Below are 16,801 nucleotides of genomic sequence, written 5' to 3'. Positions count from 1 at the left end.
GTCCACCCATATAACGGGTGCGGCCATGCCAGGCGCCGAGCCATGCTCAGTGCCCTATCAAGTCTGATCGGGACGCCAATCCCGGCTGCCCAGGGCGGGCAGCGGGGCACCGTTAGGGGCTCGGGCGGGGGCGTCAATTGCGGAAAAGGGAGGGAAGGATCGATGGCGAGCGGAGCGCCATCAGCTCAGCTCCAGCCAGATCGGCGCGTGGTCGGAGGGTTTCTCCATGCCGCGCAGCTCGTAGTCGATGCCGGCGTCCCTGATGCGTGCCTGCAGCGGGCTGGTGGCCAGGATAACGTCGATGCGCAGGCCGCGCTTGGGGTCGTCCTCGAAGCCGCGGCTGCGGTAGTCGAACCAGCTGAAGCGGTCGTTCACCTCGGGGTGGAGGTGGCGGAAGCTGTCCACCAGGCCCCAGTTCTTGAGGGTCGCCAGCCATTCGCGCTCCTCGGGGAGGAAGCTGCACTTGCCGGTCTTCAGCCAGCGCTTGCGGTTCTCCTCACCGATGCCGATGTCGCAGTCTTCCGGCGAGATGTTGATGTCGCCCATCACCACCAGCGGCTGGTCCGGCTGGAAACGGCCCAGCAGCAGGTCCTGCAGGTCGGCGTAGAAGCGCTGCTTGGCGGGGAACTTGATCGGATGGTCGCGGCTCTCGCCCTGGGGGAAGTAGCCGTTCATCACCGTCACCGGGTTGCCCTGGGCATCGGCGAAGGTGCCGTAGATGAAGCGGCGCTGGGAATCCTCGCCGTCGTTGGGGAAGCCCTTGTGCAAGGCCAGCGGCTCCTGGCGCGAGAGCAGGGCGACGCCGTAGTGGCCCTTCTGGCCGTGGTAGTGCACGTGGTAGCCGAGCTTGCGGATGTCCGCCTCGGGGAACTGGTCGTCGGCGACCTTGGTTTCCTGCAGGCCGATCACGTCCGGCTGGTGCTTGGCGATCAGCGCTTCGAGCTGGTGAGGACGCGCACGCAGGCCGTTGATATTGAAAGAAACGATCTTCATGACTGAGCCACCCTGGAAAAACGCCGATCCTAGCCCATCGTCGGCACGCCCTGCCACCCGTGTGGCGAGGCTCTGGGGGCGGTGCTACCTTGCCTGTGGGCCTGATAACCACATAACAAACGAGGTCACCGTGAATGCCTGGATACGTTCCCACCGCGCCGGTCGAAGTCCGCATGCTCGACGGCGGCTACGCCCGCGAGGCCCGCTCGCTGCTCTACCACGCCTACCGCCACGAACCCACCTTCGCCTACCTCTTCGAGGCCGAGCGCGCCGGCTATGACCAGCGCGTGCGTGCCACGGTGCGCGAGCTGGTGCAGCAGCATTTCCTCGAGGACCTGCCGGCCATCGGCCTGCTGATCGAGGACCGCCTGGTGGGCATCGCCCTGATCGCGCCGCCACAGCGCCGGCTGGACATCACCGAAAGCTGGGGCTGGCGGCTGCGCATGCTGATGACCACCGGCTTCCGCTGCACCAAGCGCTACCTGGAGTACCACGACGCCGTGCTCGCCTGCCTGCCGCCCGGGCCCTACCACGTGCTGCCGCTGCTGGGTATCCACCCGCAGTTCCAGGGCAAGCACCTGGGCGAGAAGCTGCTGCAGGCGCTGCACGACTGGTGTGCCGAGGACGCCGGCTCACAGGGCGTGGTGCTCGATACCGGCAACGCGCGCTACCTGGACTTCTACAAGCGCCAGGGCTACGAGGAGATCGGCGAAGTGGCTCTCGGACCGGTGCGGGAGCACGTGTTCTTCCATCCCAACCCGACGCCGGCGCTGCAGGCGAACGCCTAGGAAGACTCCCGGCAAGCCGTGCTAGCATCCCGCGCATGAATGTGTGCCAAGGATTGCGTGGGCTGCTCGCGCTCGGATTGTCGTGCCTCTGTTCGACCGCGCTGGCCAAGGCCTCGCTGGACGTCAAGGTGACCCCCGCCAATGCTGCGGTGAAGGCCAATATCGAGGCCTTCATCGGCAGCCTCGGCGACCGTGACGAAATCGCCCTGCGCCGCTACCGCCGTGCCGCCGAGGAGCAGGCACGGCAGGCCGTGCAGGCTCTGGGTTACTACCAGGCGGAAATCGACAGCCGCGTACTACCGGGCGACGACCCCAGGCTGCAGCTGGACGTCGTGCCCGGCGAGCCGGTGCGCCTGCGCAACGTGAACGTGCGCGTCGACGGGGAAGCCAGTGCCCTCAAGGCCTTCCGCGTGCCCGCGAGCAAGGCGCTGAAGCCTGGTCAGCCGCTCAACCACGGCGCCTACGAGGACGCCAAGAAGCTCATCCAGAACCAGGCCCTGCGCTATGGCTTCTTCGATGGCGCGTTCACGTCCCAGCGCCTCGATATCGATCCCCGTGCCGGCGTCGCCGACATCGAGCTGGTGTACGCCAGTGGCCCGCGCTACGACCTGGGCCGGGTCAGCTTCCAGGGCGACACGCCTTTCGACGAAGAGCTGTTGGCGCGACTCGTGCCCTTCCCCCCCGACACCCCCTATGACGCCGACCTGGTGGCCAAGCTCAGCCAGAACCTGCAGGCCAGCGGCTATTTCGACGAGGTGCGGGTGGACGCGCTGCCCGACCCGGAGGAGGGCCGGCGGATACCGGTCAAGGTCCAGCTCGGTGCGGTCAAGCCGCGCACCATGGGGCTCGGCGTCGGTTTCTCCACCGACGTCGGGCCACGCGCGCGGGCCAACTGGACGCGCCACTGGGTCAACCCCCAGGGCCATCGCCTGGGTGCCGAGACCGAAGTGTCCGCGGCGCGGCAGAACGTCGGCGCCTGGTATGAAATCCCCCTCGACCCGCCGCTGACCGACAGCCTGCGTTTCACCAGTGGCTTCCAGCGCGAGGAGCTGGTCGACGTCGAGAGCCGCCGCTTCACCCTCGGCACCCAGTGGCAATCGAAACTGCCGGACGACTGGCAGCGCGTCGTCTCCCTGCGCTGGGAGCAGGAGAGCTACGACTTCGGCGACGGCAGCCCGGATGGGCGCAGCAGCTTCCTCATTCCCGGCATCGGCTACAGCGTCACCCGCAGCGACAACCGCCTCGACCCCAGCCAGGGCTACCACCTCCAGGCGGACCTGCGCGCGGCCAAGGAAGGCATCCTTTCCGATGCCGACATGACCTACGCCAGCGCCCTGGCCAAGGGGCTCTACACCCTGCCCGGCGGGCACCGGGTGCTGGCGCGGGTGCAGCTCGGCGGCATCGCCACCACCGACTTCGGCGCCATCCCGCCCTCGCTGCGCTTCTTCGCCGGCGGCGACCAGAGCGTACGCGGCTACGACTACCAGACCCTCTCCCCCGAAGACCGCCAGGGCAACAAGGTCGGCGGCCGCTACCTGATGGTGGGCAGCGCCGAGTACCAGTACCCGGTGGCCGAGCGCTGGCGCATCGCCGCCTTCGTCGACCGGGGCAACGCCATGGACTCGCTCAACGCGGCGATGAAGACCGGTGCCGGCATCGGCGTGCGCTGGGTATCGCCGGTGGGGCCGATCCGCCTCGACCTGGCCAAGGCGCTGGACGACCCCGGCGGCTTCCGCATCCACTTCTCCATGGGGCCCGAACTGTGAGGCGCGGCTTCAGGCTCGGCCTGCTCGCGGTGGCCGGCGCTCTCGCCCTGTCGCTGGCGGGCGTCGCTGCGCTGCTGTTAAGCGAAGCCGGCGGCCGCTGGCTGCTGGCGCGGGTGCCGGGCCTCACCGTGGAGGGCTTCAGCGGTACGCTCGGTGGGCGCTGGAGCGCCGAGCACCTGGCCTGGCAGCAGGACGGTGACAGCCTGTCGATCACGGCCCCGGTACTGGAGTGGTCGCCTGGGTGCCTGCTCCAGCTGACCCTGTGCATCGACACGCTTGCGGCCGACGACGTGGCCCTGAGCCTGGCCCCGGGCGGCGAGCCTTCCGACGAGCCACTGCAACTGCCGGCCCTGGACCTGCCCCTGGCGATCCGCCTGGGCGAGGTGCGCGTGCAGCGCTTCGAGCTGGACGGCAGCGAGCAGCTCAGCGGCCTGCACCTGCGTGCCCAGTGGCTGGCCGACGGCCTGCATATAGAGGAAGCCGGCCTGCGCCTCGGTGATCTCGCCCTGGCGCTCGAGGGCACCCTGCAACCTCGCGACGGCTGGCCGCTCGAGGCCAGCGGCAGCCTGCAATTGCCCGCCGTCGACGGCCAGCCCTGGTCCCTGGCCCTGGAGGCGAAAGGCGACCTGCAGGGCACCCTCGTGGCCCATGCGACCAGCAGCGGCTACCTGGCCGCCACCCTCGACGGCCAGTTGCAGCCCCTGGCGCCGCACCTGCCTGCCAGCGCGCGCATCAGGGCCGCCGCCTTCAAGGCCCAGGCCGAGCTGCCGGACACCCTGGTCCTGCAGCGCATCGAGCTGGACGCCAAGGGTGACCTGCAACAGGGCTACGCCGTGCAGGGCCACGCCAACCTGCCGGGGCAGGGCGGTGATGTCGCCCTCGATCTCGCCGGCAAGGTCACCGCCGCCGGGGCCGAAGTCCAGCGCCTGCTGCTCAGCGCCACCGCCGAACAGAGCGTGCAAGTGCAGGGGCGCATCGACTGGCAGCAGGCCCTGGCCATCGACGCGCAACTGGCCTGGCGCGACTTCCCCTGGCCGCGCCTCTACCCCCAGGAGCAGGAGCCGCCCGTGGCCCTGCAGCGCCTGGACGGCGAGGTGCACTTCAGCGAAGGCCGCTACCAGGGCCAGATCGACGCCGCGCTCAAGGGGCCGGCCGGCGACTTCAGCCTGGCCAGCCCGTTGCAGGGCGACCTGGCCCGCGTGGAGCTGCCCGACCTGCAACTGAAGGCCGGGCAGGGCAAGGCCCGGGGCCGCCTGCAACTCGGTTTCGCCGATGGCCTCGACTGGGAAACCGCTCTTGCCCTCGACGACCTCGACCCGGCCTACTGGCTGGCCGAGCTGCCGGGGCGCCTGGCCGGCACCCTGGCGAGCCAGGGGCGCTATCGCCAGCAGCTCGAACTCAAGGCCGACCTCGACCTCAAGGGCCAGTTGCGCGGCCAGCCGGCGCTGCTCAAGGCCGTGGCCGAGGGTGCGGGCCAGCGCTGGGAGCTGGGCCAGGTGCAGGCCCGCCTGGGCGACAACCGCATCGACGGCAAGGGCCGCCTCGACCAGCGCCTGGATGGCCAGCTGGACATCGCCCTGGGTCGGCTCGGCCAGCTCTGGCCCGGCCTGTTCGGCGGCCTCACCGGCAAGCTGGTGGTGGCCGGCAGCGCCGACGCGCCCCAGGGGCAACTGGATCTCAAGGGCGAGCGTCTCGGCATGCGTGACCAGCGCCTGCGCCAGCTGACCCTGCAGGCGCGGCTGGATGCGCGGCAGAACGGCACCCTGCAACTGGATGCCAGCCAGCTCCAGGCCGGCGACAAGGCCCTGGGCGACCTCAGCCTCAAGGCCTCGGGCGACCGGCAACGGCAGCAACTGGAAACCCGCCTGCAAGGCCCCTTGCTCGACCTGCAACTGGCCCTCGACGGCGTGCTGGACCAAGGCGATTGGCGCGGCCGGCTGAGCCGGGGCGAGCTGCAAAGCGGCGGCCAGGACTGGCGCCTGGAGCAGCCTGCGAAGCTGCAGCGCCTGGCCGATGGGCGCCTGGAGCTGGGCGCCCATTGCTGGCGCTCCGGCCCCGCCAGTCTTTGTGGCGGCGACCAGCGCCTGCTCCCTGAGCCCAAGCTCGACTACCGCCTGCGCGATTTCCCCCTCGACAGCCTGGCCGAATGGCTGCCGGACGACTTCGCCTGGCACGGCACCCTCGACGGCGACCTGCAGCTCGAACTCCTGGCCCGTGGCCCCAGCGGGCGCGTGCAACTGGATGCCAGCAACGGCGTGCTGCGCCTGTGCGAGGAGGGCAGGGACGGCAAATGGGTCGACTTCCCCTACCAGGCCATGCGCCTGGAAAGCACCCTGCGGCCCCAGGGCATCGACAGCCGCCTGCTGTTCCAGGGCGAGCGCCTCGGCCGCCTGCAGGTCGACGCGCGCATCGACCCGCGCCCGCTGCGCAAGCCGCTGTCCGGCGACTTCCGCCTGGAGGGCCTGGACCTCGCCGTGTTGCGCCCCTTCGTCACCGGCGTCGAGGAACTGGAAGGCCAGCTGGACGGCGCCGGCACCCTGGGCGGCACCCTGCTGGCGCCCAACGTGCTGGGCCAGGTGCGCCTGCACGGCGGCAAGCTGGCCGGCGGCGACCTGCCGACCCGCATCGAGGACCTGACCCTGGATGCCCGCATCGCCGGGGAAAGCCTGGAGTTGAGCGGCGCCTGGCACAGCGGCGAGAAGGGCCGCGGCACCCTTTCCGGCACCCTGGCCTGGAGCCAGGGCCTGGATATGGACCTGGCGGTGCGCGGCAATGCGCTGCCGGTGGTGGTCGAGCCCTACGCCAACCTGGACGTGGACCCCGACCTGCGCGTGCGCATGGCCGACCAGCGCCTGGCACTGACCGGCAAGGTGCGGGTGCCCCGGGGGCAGATCAAGATCCGCGAGCTGCCGCCCCAGGCGGTCAAGGTCTCGCCGGACGCGCACCTGGTGGGTGAGCAGGAGGACGAGCAGGCGCCGCTGCAACTGGCCATGGACGTCGACGTCGAGGTGGGCCAGGAGCGCCTGTCCTTCAGCGGCTTCGGCCTCACCGCCGATCTCGTCGGCCACCTCAAGGTGGGCGACAATCTCGCCGGGCGCGGCGAGCTCAACCTGAAGAACGGCCGCTACCGCGCCTATGGCCAGCGCCTCGACCTGCGCCGGGCCCGGCTGCTGTTCGCCGGGCCGCTGGACCAGCCCTACCTGGACGTCGAGGCGGTGCGCAAGATCGGTGACGTCACCGCCGGCATCCGCCTCAACGGCCGCGCCGACGAGCCCACCACGCAGGTCTTCTCCACCCCGGCCATGAGCCAGGAGCAGGCGCTGTCCTACTTGGTGCTGGGCCGTCCGCTGGAGCGCGGCAGCGACGGCAACGCGCTGGGCCAGGCGGCACTGGCGCTGGGCTTGTCCGGCAGCGCGCCGCTGACCTCGGAGCTGGCGCAGAAACTCGGCCTCAAGGACTTCCAGATCGGCGACGACGGCGCCACCGGCGTGCTCACCGACCGCCTCAGCATCCGCTACGGCCTCGGCGTGCTCGAACCCACCAGCGTCGTCGCGTTGCGCTACGAACTCACCAAGCGCCTGTACATCGAAGCCGCCAGCGGCCTCGCCAGCTCCCTGGACCTGTTCTACAAGCGGGATTTCTGAGTGGGCAGGCAACCGACGTCGAGGTGAACTCAATGCAAGCACGCAGGATGGGTAGAGCGAAGCGAACCCCATGCGGATCGGCACGGTTTGACCGGACGGTTGGTGTAGGGGCGAATTCATTCGCCCATGGGCAACGCAGTGGCCCCGGTGGCCGACAGGGCAGCCCTGCGGGCTGCTTGGCAACTGAAGTCGCCCCTACAAGAGCGGCCCAGAATGCTGCCGCAAGCGCAACGGCGCGGGTTTCAGGCGACTGACGGTGCTTTTCAGGGGCCCCGATGGGCCTCAGAATCCACCCCGAACACACCGCCCCCGGGACTCGAAAAGCGTGGACGTATCCGCCGCTTCCATCTCCGACGCCAGCGCCGCCCAGCTCGCCATGAAGGTGCAGATCGCCGTGCTCAAGCAGTCGATGGACATTCAGTCGCAAAGCGCCCTGGCGCTGCTGGAGGCGGTGCCGTCGCCGGTGTCGAGCAACCCGCCGAACCTCGGCAACACCATCGATGTGATGGCCTGAGCCGCACCGCGCTCACCGTAACCAAGCGTTCCGCCTCCCGTCACTCCCCGCCGCCCGGCTCGCTGCACACGCGGTTGCGTCCTGCCTGCTTGGCCCGATAGAGCGCGCGGTCGGCGTGGCCGATCAGGCTGTGCAGGCTGTCGTCCTGGTGCATCTCGGCCAGGCCGATGCTCACCGTCACCTGCAGTTCCTTGCCCTCGAAGCGGTAGCGCTGCGCCTGCACCTGCTCGCGGATCTTCTCCGCCAGTTCGAAGGCCGTGGCGGTGCCGGTGTCCTTGAGAAGCAGGATGAACTCCTCGCCACCCCAGCGGCAGATGATGTCCGACTGGCGCAGGCCGCTTTTCAGGTTCTGCGCGAAACCCTGCAGCACCTGGTCGCCGGCCAGGTGGCCGTGGCTGTCGTTGAGCTGCTTGAAATGGTCGAGGTCCAGCAGCAGGGCGGTGAGTGGGCGCTGTTCGTGGCGGGCCTCCTGCAGTGCCTGGCCGGCGAGGATGTCGAAGCCCCGGCGGTTGGGCAGGCCGGTGAGCACGTCGGTGGTGGCCAGCGCGGCGATGCGTAGCTGGTAGCGGCGCATCAGCAGGTTGAGCAGGATCAGCACCACGCTGGTGACCGCCAGGCAGATGAGCAGGTTGAGGTAGAGCGTGTTGCGGATGTGCGACAGCGCTCCTTCCTCGGCCTTGTCGACGAACAGGTACCAGTCCAGTTCGGGAATGAAGCGCACGTTCAGGTAGTGGCTGTCGCCCTGTTCGCTCCAGGTGAAGTCGCCGCCCTGGGGGCGCGGCAACTTGGCCACCAGGTCGCGCATGCCATCGATATCCGCCAGGTTCTGCCCGACCTGCGCCCCCATCGGCCCGCCCTGGGCACTGGTCAGCACCAGCTTGCCGCTGGTGTCGACGAAGTAGATGGAGCGCTCGTAGCGTTCCTGGTAGGCGTCGATCAGCTTGACCACCGCATCCACCGTCAGGCCCACGCCGGTGGCGCCGATGAAGCGGCCGTCGTAGTCCAGCACCTTGTAGTTGATGAAGATGGTCAGGCGGTCCTGGTTGGCCATGTCGACGTCGACATTGATCTCGTAGGGCTCCTTCATGTCGCGCACGCGGTAGTACCAGACGTCGCGTGGCTCGTCCTCGCGCACTTTCTTCAGCACGCCCTTGGCCTGGTAGTAGGTCTGGGTGCGTTCGGAGATGTAGAAGCTGGTGAAGGCCCCGTAGTGTTCCTGCACCTCGCGCAGGTAGCGGGTCATCTGCCCCGGGTCCTGCTCGCCCTGCATGGCCCAGTCGCGCAGGAAGGTGTCGCGGCTCATCATCGAGGAGATGAGGATGGGCCGTACCAGGTCCTTCTGGATCTCCGAGTAGACATTGTCCGAGGTCAGCGGCAGCTCGGTGTTGACGATGCTGTCGCGGATCGACTCCAGGGAGGCGTAGTAACTCACCAGCGAGGTGACGAGGAAGCCGCTGGCGAGCAGCAGCACGAGCAGCACCACCAGCAGGTGCTGGCTCTTTCTGGAACGGGGGCTGGAAGGCATCGGGCGAGGGGGTCCCTGGTCGAATGGCACTATGCTATCCACTCGTCGGGGCCGCGTCACGGGTGGCGTGCCCCGTCTTTCATCCTGCGGGTACGACCACCTCGCTGATCCACGGCTCCAGGCGCTTGCCGAAGTTCAGCTGCAGCTCCAGCGGCCCCTTGGACGGCAGGTAGGCGCTGTCGCGCACCTGGCGGTCCAGCGCCTCGCGCCAGCGCAGGGGCACCTGCACGGCCGGCACCGCGAGCCGCGAGACCTGGCCCACCATGCGCGTCCTGGTGCCGTCGGTGCGCAGCCAGGCGTAGATCTCGCCCCGCACCACGGCATAGCGCTGGCGATCGGGGTGGCGCGCGCGCAGCGCCTCGGCATCGAGGCCGACGTCCACTACGAACAGCCGGCTGGCGGTCTCGCGCTCTTCCTCCAGGGCCTTGCGGGCATCCGCTTCGCGTTCCTGGCGTTCCTCATCGCCTGGGTCGCGGGCCAGGGCCTCGCCCGCCTCGCGCAGCTGCTCCTCGGCGCGGCGCAGGGCCTGCTGGTGGGCGGGGCCGTCGAGCTCCAGGACCAGGAAGGCTTCGCGGGTGTTCAGGTCGATTTCGCCACCCCCCGCCTCGTAGGGCGGGAAGCCGAGCTCGATGAGCCGGTCGGCCTCCAGCCAGTCGCCGCGGTAGCGCCCGGTCTCATCGTCGAGTGGCAGCACGCGCCAGTCGAGGTCCAGCGCCAGGCCGCTGTTCTCGTCCCGGCCCCAGCCGAAGCTGTCGAAGTCGCGGTGCACTTCCCGCTGGGTCAGGCGCAGGCTGCTTTCGGGCTCGCCCGAGCGGTTGTACCAGGCGCCGCCGAGCACCACGGCATTGGTGGCCAGCACCAGGGCCAGGGCGGCGGGCAGGGCGTACGTGCGGTCGAAGGCGCTCATGGGCGTTCCTCCTCTTTCAGCCAGCTGCGGCGCAGGCGGCCCAGGACCAGCAGGATCAGCACGGCGATCAGGCCGAGCAGCAGGAAGAACAGGTACTTGGGCATCAGCTCCCACCACCAGTCGAAGAGCTTGGTGTAGAGGAAGATGATGAAGAAGGTCAGGGCGCCGTTGACCACTTCCGGCCAGTCGCGGCGCACACCGAGCCAGATGCCCAGCGCGGAGAGCATGAAGCCCGCCAACTGGTAGCCGCCCTCGATCAGGTCGTGGTTGCCGGGCAGGTAGCTGGCGCTGCCCCAGTTGGCGAGGACCAGCAGGGTGAGGAACAGGGTGATCAGCCCCACCAGGCGGTAGGTGGCGGCGAAACCGGCGTACCCGGCCTGGCTGATGAACTGCGGCACCAGGAACACCGCCACGGCGGCGGGCAGGAAGTTCTCCGGCCGCTCGCCGACCTGCAGCCAGTAGCAGCCGCCCCAGCTGCCGACCCGGGCGGAGATGAAGCCCATCAGGCAGACCAGCCCGGCCACCAGCAGCAGGCGCGCGTCGCAGCCATAGGCGAGCAGGAGGGCGAAGGCGCCCCAGGCGAGGAAGGCGCGGTCGGAGGGCGTGATGTTGAACACCTGCCCGAGCATCACCAGGTCGAGCACGAAGGCGACGAAGGTGAGCATCGCCGCCAGCTTGCTGAAGTAGCCGGACGGGTCGCGGCGGCGCACCTGCCAGGTCAGCGCCAGGCCCAGCAGCGGGGCGGCGACCAGGATCGCAACCTGTGCGTTCTCCGGCAGCAGGCCCCAGAACTGGTAGAAGAAGAACAGCAGGCTGGCGCCCAGGGCCAGTGCCCCCAGCAACGAGGCGATACGCATGCTCAGGGACAGGCGGCGGGCCTGCTTGTCGGGGTCGATATCGAAGCGGCCGTGGAAGTCGGCCAGCACCCGGCGGTGGTGTTCGCCCAGGCGCGCCATCTGCGCGTCGTCCAGGGGCAGCGCCTGCTCCTGGCGCAGGCGTGCGGCTTCACGCTGGAAGGCCTGGATATCGTCTGCGCGTTGTTGTGCCTGGTCGCGGTTCTGCGGCTGCATGGCGGGTCCTTTTGCGTGCGTTGCCGCCGTGCACTCTAGAGCCGTCGAGGTGGATGGGCAATGCGCAGTATGCGGGCGCGCGACAGGGGTCGCTTTATGGCACCGGGCACGGCCTCGTGGGAGCGGCTTCAGCCGCGAAAGACCCGCCGCCGGCACCTTGCTGCGAGCGGCCGGATGATCCATCGCGAATGAATTCGCTCCTACAAGGCGAGGCCTGTTGGGCGCTGCTTTGTAGGAGCGAGCTCTGCTCGCGAAGAGGCGCTGCTGCGCACCGCTTGGCGAATGAATTCGCCCCTACAGGATGAGGCGCCGTTCGGGGCCCCTACGCCTCCTCCAGCACCACCACCCGCTGCCCGGCGCGCACCGGGGAGCCGGGTTGCACGCGGACTTCGCGGACCACGCCATCGCGCGGGGCGGTGAGGGGGATCTCCATCTTCATCGACTCCAGGATCACCAGCACGTCACCGGCCTTCACGCTGGCGCCGGCCTCCACCTGCACCTGCCAGAGGTTGCCGGCGATATGGCTTTCGATGGCGTGCTGGCCGGCGTCCAGCGGGGCGTCTTCGCCCAGCTCCGGCGCCGGGTCCTCGCTGTCGAAATGCGCCTGGCCGGAGGCGATCCAGCGTTCGCGCTCGGCGTTGAACGCTGCCTGCTGCTGGGCGCGGAAGGCGGCGATGCCCTCGGCCTCGGCGGCGAGGAAGGCCTGGTAGTCCGCCAGTCGCAGCTCGCTGTGCTCGATGCGCAGCGGGAAGCGGCCCAGGGGGAAGTCGCGGCGGATGCGCAGCAGTTCGTCGGCACTCACCGGGTAGAAGCGGATCTGGTCGAAGAAGCGCAGCAGCCAGGGCTTGCCGTCGAAGGCGGCCACCTTGCGGTAGCGGTTCCACATCTGCAGGGTGCGGCCGACGAACTGATAGCCGCCGGGGCCTTCCATGCCGTAGACGCACATGTAGGCGCCGCCGATGCCCACGGAGTTCTCCGCCGTCCAGGTGCGTGCCGGGTTGTACTTGGTGGTCACCAGGCGGTGGCGCGGGTCCAGCGGCGTGGCTACCGGTGCGCCGAGGTAGACGTCGCCCAGGCCCATCACCAGGTAGCGGGCGTCGAACACGGTGCGCTGCACCTCGTCGAGGTTGGGCAGGTCGTTGATGCGGCGGATGAACTCCAGGTTGCTCGGGCACCAGGGCGCGTCCTTGCGCACCGTGGTCATGTACTTCTCGATGGCCAGCTGGCAGGCCGGGTCGTCCCAGGACAGCGGCAGGTGGACGATGCGCGACGGCACGGCGAGGTCGCCGGCGGCGCAGACGCCGTCCCAGAGCCCCGCGACCACCTGCAGCAGGCGCTCCAGGGGCAGGGTTTCCGGCTGGTAGTGCACCTGCAGCGAGCGGATGCCGGGGGTGAGGTCGATGACGCCTTCCAGCGCCTCGGCCTCCAGCGCCTGCATCAGCGCGTGACCCCGGAAGCGCAGCACCAGGTCCAGCTCCGCCGCGCCGATCTCCAGCAGCAGGTGGGTGTCGCCGGAGAGGCGCGCGACCAGGCGAGTGGCGTCCTGCCCGAGGTCGAGGACGATGGGGCTCGACAGCTCGGCCGCACCTCGAGGCGCGGATTCATCCGCGATTTGGCTGCTACCCGCATCGCGAATGAATTCGCTCCCACGGAGGGTGGTGCATTCGCGGTCACCTGCCTTGGCCAAGGCCCGCGCCGTGGCGATATCCACCGGCTCGAAGCGGACCTTGTCGCCGGCCTTGAGCTGGCCGAGCTGCCAGAGGTCGGCCTCGATCACCGTCACCGGGCAGACGAAGCCGCCCAGGCTGGGGCCGTCCGGGCCGAGGATCACCGGCATGTCGCCGGTGAAGTCCACCGCGCCTATGGCGTAGGGGTTGTCGTGGATGTTGGAGGGGTGCAGGCCGGCTTCGCCGCCGCTTTCGCGCACCCATTCCGGCTTCGGGCCGATCAGGCGCACGCCGGTACGGCTGGAGTTGAAGTGCACTTCCCAGGCGGTGGCGAAGAAGGTCTCGATAGAGGCCGGGGTGAAATACTCCGGTGCGCCGTGGGGGCCGTAGATCACGCGGAGGCGGCGCACCTCGGGCAGCGGTGGGTACAGGGCTTTGGGCAGGCGGGCGCCGGCTGCGCGGTCGGCCAAGGGCGCCAGGTGCAGCACGTCGCCGGCCCGCAGGGCGCGGCCGCCGTGGCCGCCGAACTGGCCGAGGGTGAAGGTGCTCTTGCTGCCCAGGTAGTCCGGCACCTGCAGGCCGCCGCGCAGGCACAGGTAGCTGCGCGCGCCGGCCCCGGCGATGGTGCCGAGGGCGAGGGTGGCGCCGGCGGGCACCAGGATCGCAGTGCCCAGTGGCTGCGGCTGGCCGTCGAGGCTGAGCGGGATGGGGGCGCCGGTGACGGCCACCACCGCGTCGGTGTTGAAGCGCAGGGCGGGGCCGCTCATGGTGATTTCCAGCGCGGCGGCGCCTGCTTCATTGCCCAGCAAGCGGTTGCCCAGGCGCAGGGCGCGGCTGTCCATGGGGCCGGATGGCGGCACGCCCACGGCCCAGTAGCCGAGGCGGCCGGGGTAGTCCTGCACGGTGGTCTGGGTGCCGGCGCCGAGCACCTCGACGGTGTGGGCGCGGTAGGCGAGGTGTTCCAGGCAGCGGGTCCAGGGCTGGCCGCTGGCGAAAGGCGCGTCGACCAGGATCTGCCGCAGGTAGTCGCGGTTGCTTTCCACGCCGTAGAGCTGCGTGTCGGCCAGGGCGCGGTCGAGGGCGACGCTGGCCTCATCGCGGGTCGCTGCCCAGGTGATCAGCTTGGCGATCATCGGGTCGAAGTAGGGCGGGATCTCGCAGCCCGCTTCCACCCAGGTGTCGATGCGCAGGGCGCGGCCGTCCGCCTCGGGGAAGCGCACGGCGGTGAGCAGCCCGGGGCTGGGCTGGAAGTCGCGGCCCGGGTCCTCGGCGTAGAGCCGCGCCTGGATGGCGTGGCCGCTGGGGCGCAGGCCCTTCGCCAGCTCGGCGAGCGGGGGCAGGGTGCCGGCGGCCAGCTCGATCATCCAGCGCACCAGGTCGACGCCCCAGACCTGTTCGGTGACGCCGTGCTCCACCTGCAGACGTGTGTTCACCTCCAGGAAGTAGAAGCGCTCGGCCTCGCTGTCGTAGACGAACTCCACGGTGCCGGCGCTGCGGTAGCTGACCGCCCTGGCCAGCTGGATGGCGGCGGCGCAGAGCGCCTCGGCCATGCCGGCGGGCAGGTTGGGCGCGGGGGTTTCCTCCAGCACCTTCTGGTTGCGCCGCTGCACCGAGCAGTCGCGCACGCCGAGGGCGATCACCTCGCCCTGGCCATCGCCGAACACCTGCACTTCCAGGTGGCGGGCCCGCTGGATGTACTTCTCGATGAACACCCCGGCGTCGCTGAAGTTGTTCTGCCCCAGGCGCTTCACCGCCTCGAAGGCTTCGCTCAACTCGCTGGCCGAGCGGCATACGCGCATGCCGATGCCGCCACCGCCGGCGGTGCTCTTGAGCATCACCGGGTAGCCCACCTGCTCGCCGACCACCAGCGCCGCGTCGAGGCTTTCCAGCAGTTCGGTGCCTTCGAGCATCGGCACCCCCTCGGCCTTGGCCAGGGCACGGGCGGTGTGCTTGAGGCCGAAGACGCGCAGCTGCGCGGGCGTCGGCCCGACGAAGGCGATGCCGGCCGCCTCGCAGGCTTCGGCGAAGGCGGCGTTCTCGGAGAGGAAGCCGTAGCCCGGGTGGATCGCCTGGGCGCCGCTCTGGCGGGCCACGGCGAGGATCTTGTCCACCACCAGGTAGGTGCTGGCGGCCGGCCCGTCACCCAGGCTGTGGGCCTCGTCGGCCTGCTGGATGTGCAGGCTGGCGGCATCCGCCTCGGCGTACACGGCGACGCCGCGCACATCGAGCTGGCGCAGGGTGCGGAGGATGCGGCAGGCGATGGCGCCGCGGTTGGCGATCAGGAGTTTTTCAAACATTGCGGAGCCCTCGAAAGGGATGACGGGCCGTCCCGCCGTGTTCGTCTGCACCACGGTCGTCCGTGGCTGGCGTGCTGTGACCTGCAGGAGCCCGCTCTGCTGGCGAAGCGTTCGCGAGCAGAGCTCGCTCCTACGGTCGAGGTCCGGGGTTCTTGCCGAGGCATTGCCCTGAGCGGCTCTGGCACAGGAGGAACAGCCAACGCCGCACCCCTTGCAGCTTGCCGCTCACCCCTTGCCGCTGCTTCTTCACTCCCATACCAACACCTGCGCCGGAGTCGGGTTCCAGCCGTTGCAGGGGTTGTTCAGCTGCGGGCAGTTGGAGATGAGGACGATGACGTCCATGTGGGCCAGCAGCTCGACGTACTTGCCGGGGGCGGAGATGCCGTCCTCGAAGGTGAGGCCGCCTTCCGGGGTGACCGGCACGTTCATGAAGAAGTTGATGTTGGCGCTGATGTCGCGCTTGGCCAGGCGGCCGTCGTGCAGGCTGGCGCGCAGGAAGTTGTCGCGGCAGCTGTGCATGTAGCGGGTGCCGAGGGCGTAGCGCACGGTGTTGCTTTCCTGGGCGCAGGCGCCGCCGAGGGTGTCGTGGCGGCCGCAGGTGTCGGCGACGATGCTCAGCATCGGGTTGCCGAGGTTGGACCAGAGCACGCTGCCGGGGCCGAGGTAGACGCGGTTCTGCTTGCGCAGGGTGCGTTGCACGTCATAGCGCTCGCGCGGGTTGCGCGCGCTGTAGAAGAGGGTGTCCACCGCCTGGTTGCCCTCCAGGTCGAGCAGGCGCAGGGTCTGGCCGGCCTTCACTTCGGTCATGAAGGGTTCGCCGGCGGCGATCACGGCGGTGTAGACGGCGGCTTCGGGGTGTTTGTCGCTGGGAGTCGGGTTCATCGGGCGGCCCTCAGATGTACAGGCGTTCGGTGTTGTGGAAGCCACGGCCGTTTTCCGCGCGCGAGGTGCGGCAGAGCAGGGTGATGCCGTCGCTCTCGACCTTGTGCCAGGCCAGCTGCACGGGCTTGGGCGCGTAGACGGGGTCGGGGTCCATGGGGTGCTGCAGGGCGGTGAGCACCACCAGGGTGTCCATCGGCGCGTACAGCTCGATGTAGTCGCCGGCCTGGCTGTTGCCGGGCGCGAAGTGGAAGCAGCCGTCGGCGTCCACCGTGACCTTGCTGAACAGGTTCAGGCACATCAGCAGGTCCTGCAGGTTCAGGTCCCACTTGCCCATTTCCACCAGCAGGTTGTCGACGCCGTTGCGGAAGAAGCCGTTGCGCAATTCCTGGTAGCGGCCCTGGCCGTACTTCTCGCGCACTTCCTCGGCGTTGAGCACGCCGCCGAAGCTGTCGTGCCAGCCGCAGCTGTCGGCGGTGATGGCGGCGAGCACGCGGCCCATGTCCGAGTACAGGCAGTGGCCGGCGGTGAGCTTGGCGGTGTGCTGGCACTTGAGGCTGTCCGGCAGGTTCAGGCGCTCGCTCTTCTCGGTGGCGTTGAACAGCAGCAGGCTGACGTTGGCGCCGCCCTCGATGTCGCTGATGCGCAGCAACTGGCCGCGCTTGAGGACGAAGGAGGTGTGGCCGCCGCCGGGGACGGTTTCCTCATAGAGGGTGGGGCGCAGGGCCAGGGATGCGGTCATGGGCAGGCT

General features: G+C 69.6%; 11 protein-coding genes. 4 read left to right on the top strand and 7 right to left on the bottom strand.

What is annotated here, in order from left to right:
- Window positions 1–180 precede the first annotated feature (180 nt).
- Complete coding sequence (gene xthA, locus HSX14_RS18320; RefSeq protein WP_173179107.1) at window positions 181–993, bottom strand: exodeoxyribonuclease III; 813 nt, start codon at window positions 991–993, stop codon at window positions 181–183.
- A gap of 134 nt (window positions 994–1,127) precedes the next feature.
- Here xthA and HSX14_RS18315 point away from each other — a divergent pair, with 134 nt between their 5' ends.
- The 4 genes from HSX14_RS18315 (at window position 1,128) to HSX14_RS18300 (ending at window position 7,705) form a co-directional block, all read left to right on the top strand.
- Window positions 1,128–1,781 (top strand): GNAT family N-acetyltransferase, encoded by a 654-nt coding sequence (locus HSX14_RS18315; protein ID WP_111261235.1) that lies wholly within the window; start codon window positions 1,128–1,130, stop codon window positions 1,779–1,781.
- Window positions 1,782–1,816: 35 nt separating this feature from the next.
- The gene (locus HSX14_RS18310) at window positions 1,817–3,547 is read left to right on the top strand and encodes an autotransporter assembly complex protein TamA (protein WP_173179105.1); all 1,731 of its coding nucleotides are present in this window, start codon (window positions 1,817–1,819) and stop codon (window positions 3,545–3,547) included.
- Complete coding sequence (locus HSX14_RS18305) at window positions 3,544–7,191, top strand: translocation/assembly module TamB domain-containing protein (RefSeq protein WP_173179103.1); 3,648 nt, start codon at window positions 3,544–3,546, stop codon at window positions 7,189–7,191. The genes HSX14_RS18310 and HSX14_RS18305 overlap by 4 nt, the downstream gene beginning before the upstream one ends.
- A gap of 325 nt (window positions 7,192–7,516) precedes the next feature.
- Window positions 7,517–7,705, top strand: a complete 189-nt coding sequence (locus HSX14_RS18300) for a YjfB family protein (RefSeq protein WP_111261238.1) — start codon at window positions 7,517–7,519, stop codon at window positions 7,703–7,705.
- A gap of 40 nt (window positions 7,706–7,745) precedes the next feature.
- On the opposite strand, the gene HSX14_RS18295 is transcribed toward HSX14_RS18300, so the two are convergent.
- The 6 genes from HSX14_RS18295 to HSX14_RS18270 form a co-directional block, all read right to left on the bottom strand.
- Window positions 7,746–9,230, bottom strand: a complete 1,485-nt coding sequence (locus HSX14_RS18295; RefSeq protein ID WP_173179101.1) for a sensor domain-containing diguanylate cyclase — start codon at window positions 9,228–9,230, stop codon at window positions 7,746–7,748.
- A gap of 79 nt (window positions 9,231–9,309) precedes the next feature.
- On the bottom strand, window positions 9,310–10,137 hold the full coding sequence (locus HSX14_RS18290) for a DUF4824 family protein (protein WP_173179099.1): 828 nt from the start codon (window positions 10,135–10,137) through the stop codon (window positions 9,310–9,312).
- Window positions 10,134–11,207 carry a DUF2157 domain-containing protein gene (locus HSX14_RS18285; RefSeq protein WP_173179097.1) on the bottom strand — a complete coding sequence of 358 codons (1,074 nt, stop codon included), beginning with the start codon at window positions 11,205–11,207 and terminating at the stop codon, window positions 10,134–10,136. The genes HSX14_RS18290 and HSX14_RS18285 overlap by 4 nt, the downstream gene beginning before the upstream one ends.
- Before the next feature lie 322 nt (window positions 11,208–11,529).
- Window positions 11,530–15,171: an urea carboxylase gene (gene uca, locus HSX14_RS18280; protein WP_173179095.1), complete on the bottom strand. Its 3,642-nt coding sequence runs from the start codon at window positions 15,169–15,171 to the stop codon at window positions 11,530–11,532.
- A 246-nt stretch (window positions 15,172–15,417) separates the two neighbouring features.
- Window positions 15,418–16,053 (bottom strand): urea amidolyase associated protein UAAP2, encoded by a 636-nt coding sequence (locus tag HSX14_RS18275; protein WP_044405798.1) that lies wholly within the window; start codon window positions 16,051–16,053, stop codon window positions 15,418–15,420.
- 10 nt (window positions 16,054–16,063) lie between these two features.
- Window positions 16,064–16,792 (bottom strand): urea amidolyase associated protein UAAP1, encoded by a 729-nt coding sequence (locus HSX14_RS18270; RefSeq protein WP_173179093.1) that lies wholly within the window; start codon window positions 16,790–16,792, stop codon window positions 16,064–16,066.
- Window positions 16,793–16,801 lie beyond the last annotated feature (9 nt).

The sequence above is a fragment of the Pseudomonas tohonis genome, from assembly GCF_012767755.2.
Lineage (GTDB): Bacteria > Pseudomonadota > Gammaproteobacteria > Pseudomonadales > Pseudomonadaceae > Metapseudomonas > Metapseudomonas tohonis.
The sequence above is the reverse complement of the archived record's forward strand: the minus strand, read 5'-3'. Positions and strand labels throughout refer to the sequence as shown.